We start from the raw sequence: 13,480 nt of genomic DNA on the forward strand, positions 1-13,480 counted from the left end.
AATTCTATATAGGAGGAACGAATAAATGACACTTTCTTATACAAAAATAGATACGGAAAATATTGAATCTGTTGCTTATGATAAAACGACAAAGAAGTTCCACGTACGCTTTAAAACCGGTGATCTTTACATTTATTACGCGGTAACAGAACAATCTTATGTAAGCTTTATGTCTGCCAACAACAAAGAAGCCTATTTTTTAAATGAGATAAAGGATCAGTACGAAGAACGAAGGGTTTCATAACTATTAATCAAAGTGCAGGTAACCTGAGAAACTAAATCCAGATAAAAGAAGAGTGTAACATTACGCCGGAAAAATGGTGTATATGTGTCACTCTTTTTTGTGTTGACATTGCTGTTATTAAGTGGAAATATGGTGGTCTTTCGGCATAAACCATTGAGAGTTTAGGTTGTATATCTGAAAATTGATGGAGGTTTATAAAATGATGGAGGTTTATAAAAAAGCAGTGTTAGCCCCTGTCTGGTCTATACACTGCTTTTTTATGTAAGTATAATTAATTTCGATTCGGCGAGAAGAGGATGATTATAATTTAGTGATTTTAATTACTTAAGCTTAAAAAATTCTCATTCATTTCTTCGGTAAACTCAGTATCTATTAAAGTTAAACCGCTAGAGTGTGTGTAGGTTTGTAAGGGTTTACTATTTTTAAAAGTTGAAATCCCTTTACAAGTAAAGTGAATGACACCGTACTCTTTGTCTTTCTGTCTTTTTATAAAGTGCGAGAAATCACGAATTTCTTCAAGAAGGTTCTCTACTTCAGCCATATCATTTAGGTAGGAAATATGAATTTCTGCAATAATTTCGATGCTATAATTCTTCTCTTTAATAATCATCGTTGCAGTCCAAGCGTCATTGCCGTTTGGACCCGCCCAAAAGCCAAAAATATCTTCACAAATTGGTACGATCTTCCACATATTTACCATTCCTTCATCAGAGTTAATAGTGAGGCTGCTTCCAAAACAAACAAACGATGTTTTCAACTAAGCCTTAATGAAATAGTACGAATTTAGAGCATTAGTTTTTTCTAGTTGATCCAACCATTAAAGATTAGTTGGTTGTTTATATAATGGGGTTTATTATTTAGTTACTTGAGAGTTTACTTAAATGCATATTTAATACTACGTAACAGATTAATAAAATTCCAATAAGACTTAGCATATTGCGCAACTCCCTTCCTTTTATAAAATAATAAACATTTATAATCGGTGTTAATTTTGCAGCAGTGATTTTTAAATAGTTTTTATTTGTTATAAAAATAATAACAATAATACCAATATATTGTTATCGGGAGTTTTCCTGAACTTTTTATTAGCTAAATCCCCTAATAAGACTTAAGGATTTTTCTCATATAGGATCAGGTAATAGGACTGGGAATAACACCTTGATACAAAAAATAAGTGCCACCATCGAAACAAATTCAAAAGGTAGGGCACTTATAGGTAAATTTATTTTTTTGTAAAACATAAGAAGAAGTTTAATTTCTCATCTAAGGTCTGGCTTAGCTTGATAGTATCTGGATTACTGATACCTTTGTTTTGTACTGTAGCATATAAGAGGTTACGGAGTAATTCGATTTCATTGATTTTACTTTCTATCATCATAATCATCCTCCCTAATAGTAGGTGTTCTACCTATCCATAAATAGTTTAAAATATTTTTATATTCAAAACAATAGGAGCTATCCTGATTTTTTATAGGGAATTCCCCTAATAGAACTTACTAGTTTAAGGAGGGGGGGGTCGGTTCATCTCATGTTGTAACCCTCAATAGACATGAATGTTTTCGTAAGTACTTATCAAACACCTAAAAATAAATTAAAAGAATGTGCTTGAACATCGCAAATCTAAAAAGGCTGATCCGAAACTCTCATAAAAGGAGTTTCGGATCAGCCTTAATGTTGTATCTCCTATTTCAAAAGATCTTTTAATAGCGGGTCTTGATCAAGGAATTGTAAAGCTTTTGTTTGATAGGTTGGGTCATGCAAGTATGTATAGCGATTTGGTTTTATGCTTGGTGCTAACTGGATGGCTTTAGCGAATTCCTCTTTTTTTAAATGAAGTGTCTTTACATAATTAAAAAATCCAGTTCGTTCGAAGACCTTTTTCATTCGTTCCGCTCGGTGGTTTTGAACATTAGCCATGATATAAGTAGCTACCCCTACTTGAATGCCGTGCATCTCAGGTTGTATCGCTATTTTGTCTAATGCGTGAGATATGAGATGTTCTGAACCGCTGATTGGTGAACTGTTTCCACTAATTGCAGTAGCGATTCCTCCCATTGTGGCTGAACTAATTAATTCCTTTAAAAGGATCGGACTTTGAATGTCCGTCATTGGTGTACGTATAAAGCTATTGACGGCTTTTTTACTTAGCATCGATGCAAACGCATTGACATCACTTTTCCCGTGTTGTTGTTCAAATTCCCAATCATAAATAGCAGTGATATTACTCATTAAGTCTCCGATACCAGCTAAAATAAACCGTCTAGGCGCATGCTTGATGATACTCAAGTCAGCTAAAATGCCGTAGGGAACTTTTGCAGGAACGGTTGTTTTTTTTCCATTAACATGGATGGAGCAGTTGCTGCTCGCAAAACCATCATTAGATGCTGAGGTTGGGATGCTAATAAATGGACTTCTTCTAGCGTATGCAATGTATTTTCCGTAGTCGATAATTGATCCGCCGCCAATGGCAATGACCGCATCATAGCGCGGTATTTCAAATGCTTTTTTAATTAAGTCCTGTATATCGAGATTTGAATTTAGTACAAGAGTGTCAACTTGTATAGAAGGATAGGCTTTCAAAACATCCACTTTAAATTGATCATTCGTAAAATCATCGAAGATAATAACGACGCTTGAGAATTGATGCTTTTGTAAGATTTCGCCTAACCGATCGAGAACATCGTTATTAATTTCTAAGATAGCAGGGATGGGTACGCTTGTTACAGGAGTGATCATGAACTGAGCACTCCCTTTGAAATTAAATACTTTTCAACTTCTTTAAAGGTCTCAACAGGAACGAATGGAATATTCATTTCACGTAATAAATCTTGCAGGCCATTTTTAGCGAATGTTAGATCAGCATAGTGTGCAGGATGGCTGTCAGGTTCGCTGTCACCAATAAAATAAACAGTATCGTATTCTTTTTTTAATTCCTTTATAACTTTGGATTTATCGATTCCATATCTTTTAGAAAAATGCCGGTGCGTTTCGTCTATGTTTAGAAGAATATTCTTCTCTCGAAAAAAACCTTCGTTTGAAAAGACTTTCACATTTTTAATTCCGTGTTTTTCTAGTAAGTGATAAATATAATAGTCTGTTCCAGCACTCAGTACAAAGAAATCTCCTTGTTGTTCTTGAACGTTTCTTACAAATGTTGGAACATAGTCATCGATAGGAATGGATAAAATGTCTTTAATGATTTGTTCTTCACTTTGCTGGATAGAAGAAAATACCGTCTTTAAGAAATCAATATCAAGTAGTTCTTGTGCTTTCCACTTTTTAAAAAGGTCGCGACCCTCTGGAAAGTACTTATCAATCACTAACCAATAAAAGTCTTGATTTGAAATCGTTCCATCAAAGTCAGAAACGAATGCCCAGTTTTTCAATACGTTCAACTCCTAATTGAAAGGTTCGTTTAATGTGTTAATCACTTTATGTTTTGAATATTTTTTTAGTATTATTAGGGAAAATTTATAGCCATACCTATAGAACATGGATTGAATTCAAAGGATATCGATAAATATGAGACATTGATCGTCACGGTTATAAACCGGATGCTTCTTATTTTCAATACATTGTACGATCGTGGCTTTCAGTTTCTCTAAAGTCAGCGCAGGATTTTGTGTGAATATGGAAAGTAACTTATCTAATCCGATAGCATCCGTTACGCCATCTGTATACAGTAACAGCCGGCCGCCAGACGAATAAGGAAGTGTTACTTTCTCAAATGTTAAGCCATCTAATAACCCAATAGGAGGTGTTTTCGATTCGAGCTCAACTTCTTTACCACTGCGATCTAGCCAGACCGCTGAAGGATGCCCAGAGTTGATGTACTCTATTTGTTTCGATAGGGTGTCAATTACCAGATATATACCTGTACAATAGTGTCTTGCATTTTCGTCATTTTCAAAGAGAGTGTGAAGATGTTGGTCCAATTCTCTCATTACGGTATCGACCGACAATCCCTTTGATATTAGCCTCTCGAACAACGAACGAAGGTACATCGTAATTAAAGCCGATGAAATCCCATGTCCCATAACATCTAAAATAATGATCCCATATTTGTGCTTGTCGATTTGGTAATACCCGTACATATCACCAGATAATTCACTAGATGCTTTATAGTAAGAAGCAATTTGCACAGTGTCATTATCGATCGGAACAGGTAAGGCTTGTTCCTGAATGCTTTTGGCTAACTGGAGTTCTTTGTTAATTCGCTCTTGGTATTTTTGATTTTGTTTATTTAGCTTAAGGAGTTCCTCTTGTTTATTTTCAAGTGTATGTAGAACTCGTTCTAAGTCGGTTAGAGCTTTATTTTTATCTGCTAGTGCTTCTTCTGCGAGCTTCTTAGCCTCGAGAAGTTCACTTTCATAATTGTTACGTTTGTGTATGGGCATAAATATACATTCGTTTACGAACGTTCCTAAGCTTTGTCGCCGTCTTGCATTAAGAAGTACAGGCATATCTTTTCCACAACTCGAGCACAGTGAAATGTACATTTCTTCTACCTTTTCATCTAATTTAATTAGGGGGAAGAAATAGAGTTGATAAAAAGCTCGTGCTGCAACACTTAATATTGAATTGATATGTTGGTCTAGTAATTCATCGCGTGTATAGTTAAGAAAGTCGAGTAAAGTTTGATTAATCTCTATGATGGTTCCATCATCAGTAGTGGAGACGTAGCCACACGGGGCGAAATTAAGTTGCTCATCCATAATTATATCCGTCTACTTTCTTGTTGTTTTTGTTTTGGTAACCTATTTTGTAAGTACTCTTTAATTAATTGTATTGTTTCTTTGGGATGGCTGACATGTGGACAATGTCCAGTTGCTTGCATCAATTTCAGCGTACTGTCTGGAAGGTTTTTGTGTACAAATTCACCGACTTCGATTGGAGCAATGACATCATTAGCGCATTGGAGGATAAGGGAAGGTACAGTTACCTTTTCTAGATCTTTACGATTATCTGCAAAGAACGTGGCCAGAGCAAATTGTCTTGCAATTAAAGGATCTGTTGAACAAAAACTTTCCTCAAGCTCAAGTGTTAACTCTGGACGCTCAGGATTATTCATAACTGTCGGAGCAAATAATTTAGCCCAACCGATATAGTTTCTCTCCATCATGTCAATTAGCCCAAGGAGGTCTTCTCGTTCAAATCCTCCTGCGTACTCTGGGGGATCATTTAAATAACAAGGAGAAGGACCAATTAAAATAAGATGCTTAAAAAGGTCCGGTCTTTGGATAGAAGCAAGTATCCCAATCGTACTCCCAACAGAATGCCCAACAAAAATGGTTTCATTTAAGTCAAGTGAGGAACATATGTTAACTAAATCCTCAGCATAGGCTGAAAGATTGTTATATTTATTTGGATCGTAAGCTCGAATGTCTGACTGACCTATACCAATATAATCAAATAAGATCACCTGATATTCATTTTCAAAGGCAGGATATACATACCGCCACATATTTTGATCGCAACCAAAACCTGGAGCGAAAAGAATTGTTCGCCTTCCGTTACCTTTAACAGTAACGTTTGATTGAGATAGGATGTTCTGAGTCATGTAAAAGCCCCTTATAAAAATAGATAGTAATACCTAGATCTAATTATATTTTGTTTTTAACAAAAGCAAATAGGGAAAATGAGTCTAAAAAGAAATTTTTTCACTAATTTTTTCTTTCTATAGGTTATCATATTTATGGTCCTTACTTTAATTTGTTTTTTAGGGCATGAAAGAAATATAACAGTTTGTAAGTTACTTCGTTTGACGGATTTCCTCTTTTGTTTTAATATATAGAATTTGAGACAATAATAAACACTAATACTAGATATAAGATATTCAATAGAATACAGGCAGTTAAATTTTTGAGATTGAAAAGAGGGTAACAAATGAATAAATCATCCATTTATGGATTAACATTAGAAAAATTAACGTCATGGTTAATGGAGCACGGCCATAAAAAGTTTCGCGCTCAGCAAGTGTGGGATTGGTTATATCGTAAGCGGGTCACTGATTTTTCAGAAATGACAAATGTAAATAAAGAGTGTTTGCAACTGTTAGAAGACCATTATGTTATTCACACGTTAAGGGAGCATGTAAAGCAAGAATCAGCCGATGGTACGGTTAAGTTCTTATTTAAGTTACAGGACGGAAACTTAATTGAAACGGTATTAATGCGCCATAAATATGGACTTTCTGTTTGTGTAACAACACAAGTAGGTTGTAATATTGGCTGTAGTTTTTGTGCGAGTGGACTTTTAACTAAAAGTCGTGATTTATCAAGTGGAGAAATTGTTGAACAGATTATGAATGTCCAACATCATCTCGATCAAGCTGGTGAAGATGAAAGAGTCAGTCACATTGTCGTCATGGGAATTGGTGAGCCATTTGATAACTTTGAAAACCTGATCGACTTTTTAGAAATCATGAAAGATCAAAAAGGTCTAGCTATCGGAGCAAGACATATTACGGTTTCTACGAGTGGGCTTTCAGATAAGATTTATGAATTTGCTGATTTAAAAATGCAAGTCAATTTAGCGATTTCATTGCATGCACCAAACAATGAACTGCGAACTCGTATTATGAAAATTAATCGAGCAATTCCGATTGAAAAGTTAATGAAAGCTATTGATTACTATATTGAGAAAACGAACCGTCGAATTACGCTAGAATATATCTTATTAAGAGATGTAAATGATCAACGGGAAACGGCTCAAGAACTTGCCGATTTAATTGGTGATCGACGTCGTTTAACGTATGTAAACTTAATTCCATATAATCCAGTAGATGAACATAGCCAATATCAAAGAAGTGAAAAGGAATCCGTTTTGGCTTTCTATGATACGTTGAAAAAGAATGGAATTAACTGTGTCATCCGTCAAGAACACGGAACAGATATTGATGCGGCATGCGGACAGTTAAGAAGTAAACAAATTAAACAAAAGCAATAAAGATACCACAAAGAGTAAAAGGGTGTGTCATGAATGGATACGCTCATTACAAAAGCCAGTGGGAAATGACTTATTAATCATTTCTACTGGCTTTATATCGTTGCACTTTAACATGAAGTTGTATGATCATCATAAAACGAAGTTATTCGAGAATTTAGGAATTGTTTTAACTCTTGCACAGTCGCTTCATAAAATTGACGACCATCAGGCATCTTGTATTGGTGATAACTGAATAGGGTGTCAATTAGATGTTCCTTTTCATTAGAGTAGGATGTGATAAAGGACATAGTTCTAGCCTCCTTACTTGTAAACGCTTACATACTTATTGTATGACCTTCAACTTTAATTGTCAAACTATTTACAACTTTTTACTATATGTAAAGTTTAAATAAAAGAAGTGCTATGTTGATACCAAATGACGTAGTTGGAATATTTTTATCTTAGGTTAAAGCAATGCTGTCAAAAATAAAAATCGGTTTACTACTTGTTCTTTCTAAGTGATAGATTACCTGCCAAGCTATTTTTCATGACACCGAAATTACTACAATTTTTGCAAAGATCGTATGGTATAACTAGAGGTATCAAAAGTTTACTCAGTGATAGTAGAACCGGCGTTACTAAATGTAATAGCAGGAAGAAATGATATATTTTACAAAATGATAAATAAATGAATAACACGATTTAACACTTTGTATAGTGTATTAGCCGATGAGTGCATGTAAAATTAACTCAAACTTCTAAATATTCAGTCATATGTTTCCCTCTTATGTAGCTGAAAGGAGGTACATAGAAAGGTAGTAAAAAAGTCGTTACAGTTTCAAAAAAGTGTGTAAACGCTTACAAAGATTTTGTGATGACTGCGACTTGATTATAAAGCTAGGAAGAAGTGACTGAAATCAGTTGATTGGTTTAACTAAGCTTTGTGGGAGGAGTTAATATCCCCTGAGTGAAGTTTCACTTTATCTATAAATGTATTGATATATCAAGGAGGAATGGAAATGTCAGATAACGTAAAAATTGGACTAATTCAAGCTTCTAACGATGTACATGGAGATGAGCCAGTTGAGGTTCATAAAGAGAAGGCGATTGAGAAACATATAAAGTTAGTTAGAGAGGCTAAAGACAAAGGGGCTCAAATTATCTGTTTACAGGAAATCTTTTACGGCCCGTATTTCTGCTCGGAGCAAAATCCTAAATGGTATGATGCTGCCGAAGAAATCCCGAATGGCCCTACAACGAAACGTTTTCAAGACTTGGCTAAAGAATTAGGTGTCGTCATTGTACTTCCAATCTATGAGCGTGAAGGAATTGCGACTTACTATAACACTGCTGCTGTTATTGACGCAGACGGATCCTACTTAGGAAAGTACCGTAAACAACATATTCCTCAAGTTGCTGTTGGTGATGAGGGGTGCGGGTTCTGGGAGAAATATTACTTTAAGCCAGGTAATCTAGGTTATCCGGTCTTTGATACCGCTTTTGCAAAGGTAGGTGTCTACATTTGTTATGACCGTCATTTCCCTGAAGGTGCTAGACTACTAGGATTAAATGGTGCGGAAATTATCTTTAATCCATCAGCAACTGTTGCAGGTTTGTCAGAATATCTTTGGAAGCTAGAGCAGCCCGCTCATGCTGTAGCTAACGGATTTTACGTTGGAGCGATTAATCGTGTAGGTGTAGAAGCTCCTTGGAACATGGGTGAGTTTTATGGGCAATCGTATTTAGTTGATCCAAGAGGAGGCTTCGTGTCTATCGGAAGTCGTGATCAAGACGAAGTCATTATTGGAGAAATGAATAAGAAGATGATCCGTGAAGTGAGAGATACGTGGCAGTTTTACCGTGATCGCCGTCCGGAAACATATGATGAAATGACTTCATTACTACCATAATAAAAAAAGGATAAGAGGATGACTCAAAGTGTCTCCACTTCGTCTGTATCGAGAGCTTCGCGTCTGTGTAGTTCTAAGATTTAGGGCGAAGGTTGCTGACACTTCCCAATAAAGTCATCCTCTATTTTCAAAAGGTAAGAGTAGTAAAAGAAGCTGCGACAAAGCTCGTGAGTTATACAAAATAGAACGTTGAAAAGCCCCTAATGAAAAGTTTTACTTTATTTGATAAAGGAGGCATTTGTATTGAACCCGAAAAGCTCTACAAATATATCATTAGTTGATTTAAAGAAAAACTTTGAAGAAGTCCACCCCGGCCTGTCCAATCAAGAGGCCATTGAAGAAGCCAACCGCTGTTTGTATTGTTACGATGCACCCTGTATTACCGCTTGCCCGACTGGAATTGACATCCCAACCTTTATTAAAAAAATTGCATCTGGAAATTTAAAAGGATCAGCCAAAACAATCATGACGTCAAACCCGATAGGTGCAAGCTGTGCGCGAGTCTGTCCGACGGAAGAATTGTGTGAAGGAGCCTGTGTTCTCAATCATTCTACTAAACCAATCATGATTGGAAACTTACAGCGGTTTGCGACAGATTGGGCGATCAAAAATGAGCAAGTGTTGTTTAAAGCCGGCCAGAAAAACGGCAAGAAAGTGGCCATTGTTGGCGGAGGACCTGCTGGATTGTCCGCTGCTCGTGAACTTGCACTATTAGGGTATCAAGTGAAAATCTTTGAAGCGGAAAAAGAAGCAGGTGGTTTAAATACGTACGGTATCGTTTCATTCCGCTTACCACAGGCTATTTCTTTCTGGGAAGTCGATCAAGTGAAAAGCTTGGACGTCGAAATACGTACGAATACACGAGTCGGTACAGATGTATCAGTTAAGGATCTTACGGAAAACTACGATGCTGTCATTCTAGCAATCGGAATGTCGAGTGTTCCACAGCTAGGGATTGCGGGAGAGGATTTAGATGGAGTCTATGATGCGATTGATTTCGTTAAAGAAACGAAGGAAAAAGTTTCGGATCATCTCTTAGGAAAACGTGCAGTTGTCATTGGAGCAGGAAATACGGCGATTGACGGTGCGACATGTTCCGTTCGCCTTGGAGCTGAGAATGTAAAAATTCTTTATCGTAGAACAGAAGCTGAGATGACAGCTTACGATTTTGAGTACGAGTTTGCTAAACAAGATGGTGTAGAATTCCGCTGGTTAACTGCACCGAAGCGAATTATTGGCGATGAAAAAGGCAAGGTGATAGGGATTGAATGTATCAAAATGGAGTTAGGCGATCCAGATGAAGGTGGACGCAGAAGACCTGTACCTGTCGAAGGATCAGAATTTACGTTACAAGTAGACGCTGTTATTAAAGCGATTGGTCAATCGAGGTATGTTCAATTGATTGAGCAGTTCGGATTAGAACATGATGGCGGTGTCGTTAAGATCAAAGAGGGAACGTTCCAAACGTCTAACGAAAAAGTCTATGCGTGTGGAGATGTCATTTTTGGTAAAGGACAAGGCGAAGCGATGGTGGTTTCCGCTGCTCAACAAGGAAAAGAAACCGCGTACGCGATCCATAAGCAATTATTTAAACAAGTAACAGAAACTGCATAAAAAACGAGGAGGTTGATTTCACTATGGCTGATTTACGAATAGATCTTGCAGGAATTAAGTCGCCGAATCCATTTTGGCTTGCTTCAGCTCCTCCGACCAATTCAGGCTACCAAGTTCAACGAGCATTTGAAGCAGGATGGGGCGGAGCTGTTTGGAAAACGTTAGGTGATCCGATTTTAAACGTTTCCTCGCGCTTTGCTGCTGTCAGTTTTAATGGTCAAAAAGTTGCGGGATTCAATAATATTGAGCTCATTACAGACCGCCCGCTAGAAGTTAATTTAAAAGAAATCTATGAAACAAAAAAAAGATTTCCTAATCACGCGATTATTGCGTCATTAATGGTTGAACCGAAGCAAGAAAAGTGGCATGAGATCGTTAAACGAGTGGAAGATGTTGGTGTCGATGGGCTCGAGCTTAACTTTGGCTGCCCGCACGGAATGGCTGAGCGTGGAATGGGGGCGGCTTCGGGGCAAGTTCCTGAACTAGTAGAAAAACAGACCTACTGGGTAAAGGAAGTCGCGAAAACACCTGTAATTGTAAAACTGACCCCAAATATTACGGATATCACAGTTACAGCTGAATCAGCTGTACAAGGCGGCGCGGATGCGATTAGTATGATTAATACGATTAATAGCCTGGCTGGTGTTGATATTGATACGTGGAATACGATCCCGCATGTAGCAGGAAAAGGTGCTCATGGTGGATATTGCGGACCGGCAGTCAAACCGATTGCACTCAACATGGTTGCTGAATGTGCTCGGAACCCTCGTATTAATGTTCCGATTTCCGGGATCGGCGGGATCTCGAATTGGAGAGACACGGTTGAATTTTTACTGATGGGCGCAACAGGTGTGCAAATTTGTACAGCTGCGATGCACCACGGATTCCGGATCGTAGAAGATATGATCGAAGGTCTTTCCAATTATTTAGATGAAAGAGGGATCGCTTCTTTAGATGGAATCATCGGAAAGTCCGTAGAGCGGTATTCAGATTGGGGTAATCTTGATCTTAATTATAAAGTGGTCGCTAAAATTAATAATGACGTTTGTATTAACTGTAATAAATGTCATATTGCCTGTGAAGATACATCGCATCAATGTATTGATATGCTGAAGGACGGTCATGGCAATGACTATTTACAAGTCCGTGAAGAAGATTGTGTCGGCTGTAACTTATGTTCGATCGTATGTCCTGTCGACGGCGCAATCGATATGGTGGAGGTACAAAGTGAACACCCGCCGATGACATGGAACGAACGCCAAGCTGCAATCAGTTCAGTTCAAAGTTGTGAAGTAGATATTATTAAATAATGATAATTAGGGGGAAAACGAATGAAGAAAATTATCAAAAATGGAACCATTGTAACAGCAACAGATACGTATCAAGCAGACTTACTGATTGAAAATGGAAAGATCGCTGCAATTGGTCACGACTTCCCGGTAGGTGGAGCAGAAGTAATTGACGCCAAAGGGACTTATGTTTTTCCTGGTGGTATCGACCCTCATACCCATCTTGAAATGCCGTTTGGGGGGACCGTTACGAAGGATGATTTTGAAACAGGAACGATTGCGGCTGCATTTGGCGGTACAACAACGGTTATTGACTTTTGCTTAACTAATAAAGGTGAACCGATGAAGAATGCAATTCAAACATGGCACGCAAAATCAAAGGATAAAGCAGTCATTGACTATAGTTTTCATTTAATGATTGGGGAGATCAATGATGATGTATTAGAAGAGCTCCCAGTCGTTATGGATGAGGAAGGCATTACTTCATTTAAAGTGTTTATGGCCTATAAAAATGTATTCCAAGCCGATGATGGTACGTTATTCCGTACCTTACTTGCAGCAAAAGAGCTTGGCGGACTAGTCATGGTTCATGCTGAAAATGGTGATGTCATTGAATATCTAGTAAACGAAGCGCTAGAACAAGGGAATACAGACCCGATCTATCATGCATTAACACGTCCGCCAGAAGTGGAAGGAGAGGCAACTGGGAGAGCAGCTCAATTAACAGGGTTAGCAAACTCTCAATTATATGTTGTTCACGTTTCATGTGCTGAAGCAGTTGAAAAGATCGCGCAAGCTAGAAGAAAAGGCTATGACGTATGGGGTGAAACGTGTCCACAATACTTAGTACTTGATCAAACGCATTTGGAAAAACCAGATTTTGAGGGAGCGAAATACGTATGGTCGCCACCACTCCGAGAAAAGTGGCATCAAGATGTTTTATGGAATGCTTTGAAGAACGGAGACCTTCAAACTTTAGGGTCTGATCAATGTTCGTTTGACTTCAACGGACAAAAAGATTTAGGAAAAGGAGATTTTTCTAAAATTCCTAATGGCGGTCCTATTATCGAAGACCGCGTAAGTATTCTGTTTTCTGAAGGTGTGAAAAAAGGCCGCATTAATTTAAACCAATTTGTTGATATTGTAGCGACTAGAAATGCGAAGCTGTTTGGATTGTATCCGCAAAAAGGAACGATTGCCGTTGGTGCAGATGCGGATGTTGTTATCTTTGACCCGAATGCCGAGAGAACGATCTCTGCAAAGACGCATCATATGGCTGTGGATTATAACCCGTTTGAAGGAATGAAAATAACAGGTGAACCTGTATCTGTCTTATCTCGCGGTGAATTTGTTATTCGTGAGAAGCAATTCGTAGGTAAAGCAGGACAAGGTCAATATTTAAAGAGAGCAAGATATAATTCTTCAACTGCAAATGTAACAGATAAGGTGAGTAATTAATGAACCCCCTTGTGAACCAATATCCAAATAACAATTGC

General features: G+C 37.6%; 13 protein-coding genes. 6 read left to right on the forward strand and 7 right to left on the reverse strand.

Translation table 11 applies throughout. The features are described from left to right. Positions 1-25: 25 nt before the first annotated feature. Complete coding sequence (locus AC2VNP_RS08185; RefSeq protein ID WP_486916855.1) at positions 26-244, forward strand: KTSC domain-containing protein; 219 nt, start codon at positions 26-28, stop codon at positions 242-244. Between the two features lie 316 nt (positions 245-560). On the opposite strand, the gene AC2VNP_RS08190 is transcribed toward AC2VNP_RS08185, so the two are convergent. The 6 genes from AC2VNP_RS08190 to AC2VNP_RS08215 form a co-directional block, all read right to left on the reverse strand. Next, on the reverse strand, positions 561-935 hold the full coding sequence (locus tag AC2VNP_RS08190) for a hypothetical protein (RefSeq protein ID WP_486916856.1): 375 nt from the start codon (positions 933-935) through the stop codon (positions 561-563). Between the two features lie 531 nt (positions 936-1,466). After that, a complete protein-coding gene (locus AC2VNP_RS08195; protein WP_486916857.1) occupies positions 1,467-1,622 on the reverse strand; it encodes an aspartyl-phosphate phosphatase Spo0E family protein in 156 nt (51 codons plus the stop codon). A 305-nt stretch (positions 1,623-1,927) separates the two neighbouring features. Then, positions 1,928-2,980, reverse strand: a complete 1,053-nt coding sequence (locus AC2VNP_RS08200; protein WP_486916858.1) for an iron-containing alcohol dehydrogenase family protein — start codon at positions 2,978-2,980, stop codon at positions 1,928-1,930. After that, positions 2,977-3,630: an MtnX-like HAD-IB family phosphatase gene (locus AC2VNP_RS08205; protein ID WP_486916859.1), complete on the reverse strand. Its 654-nt coding sequence runs from the start codon at positions 3,628-3,630 to the stop codon at positions 2,977-2,979. Before AC2VNP_RS08205 ends, AC2VNP_RS08200 begins: the two co-directional genes overlap by 4 nt. 117 nt (positions 3,631-3,747) lie before the next feature. Continuing rightward, positions 3,748-4,959, reverse strand: coding sequence for a SpoIIE family protein phosphatase (locus AC2VNP_RS08210; protein WP_486916860.1), 1,212 nt, complete (start codon positions 4,957-4,959; stop codon positions 3,748-3,750). Between the two features lie 2 nt (positions 4,960-4,961). Next, complete coding sequence (locus tag AC2VNP_RS08215; protein ID WP_486916861.1) at positions 4,962-5,804, reverse strand: alpha/beta fold hydrolase; 843 nt, start codon at positions 5,802-5,804, stop codon at positions 4,962-4,964. A gap of 326 nt (positions 5,805-6,130) precedes the next feature. On the opposite strand from AC2VNP_RS08215, the gene rlmN reads away from it, so the two are divergent. After that, on the forward strand, positions 6,131-7,192 hold the full coding sequence (gene rlmN, locus AC2VNP_RS08220; RefSeq protein WP_486916862.1) for a dual-specificity RNA methyltransferase RlmN: 1,062 nt from the start codon (positions 6,131-6,133) through the stop codon (positions 7,190-7,192). A gap of 107 nt (positions 7,193-7,299) precedes the next feature. Here the strand turns inward: rlmN and AC2VNP_RS08225 are convergent, their stop codons facing one another. Continuing rightward, entirely contained in the window at positions 7,300-7,479 is a 180-nt protein-coding gene (locus AC2VNP_RS08225; protein ID WP_486916863.1) for a hypothetical protein, read from the reverse strand. Positions 7,480-8,190: 711 nt separating this feature from the next. Here AC2VNP_RS08225 and AC2VNP_RS08230 point away from each other — a divergent pair. From AC2VNP_RS08230 to hydA, 4 genes are all read left to right on the forward strand, one after another. Then, positions 8,191-9,081, forward strand: a complete 891-nt coding sequence (locus AC2VNP_RS08230; RefSeq protein ID WP_486916864.1) for a nitrilase-related carbon-nitrogen hydrolase — start codon at positions 8,191-8,193, stop codon at positions 9,079-9,081. Between the two features lie 243 nt (positions 9,082-9,324). Further along, positions 9,325-10,695, forward strand: a complete 1,371-nt coding sequence (locus tag AC2VNP_RS08235) for an NAD(P)-dependent oxidoreductase (protein WP_486916865.1) — start codon at positions 9,325-9,327, stop codon at positions 10,693-10,695. Between the two features lie 23 nt (positions 10,696-10,718). Then, positions 10,719-12,005, forward strand: coding sequence for an NAD-dependent dihydropyrimidine dehydrogenase subunit PreA (gene preA / locus AC2VNP_RS08240; protein WP_486916866.1), 1,287 nt, complete (start codon positions 10,719-10,721; stop codon positions 12,003-12,005). 21 nt (positions 12,006-12,026) lie between these two features. Continuing rightward, positions 12,027-13,442: a dihydropyrimidinase gene (gene hydA / locus AC2VNP_RS08245; RefSeq protein WP_486916867.1), complete on the forward strand. Its 1,416-nt coding sequence runs from the start codon at positions 12,027-12,029 to the stop codon at positions 13,440-13,442. Positions 13,443-13,480: the final 38 nt, after the last annotated feature.

The organism is Alkalihalobacterium sp. TH-98 (assembly GCF_057473385.1).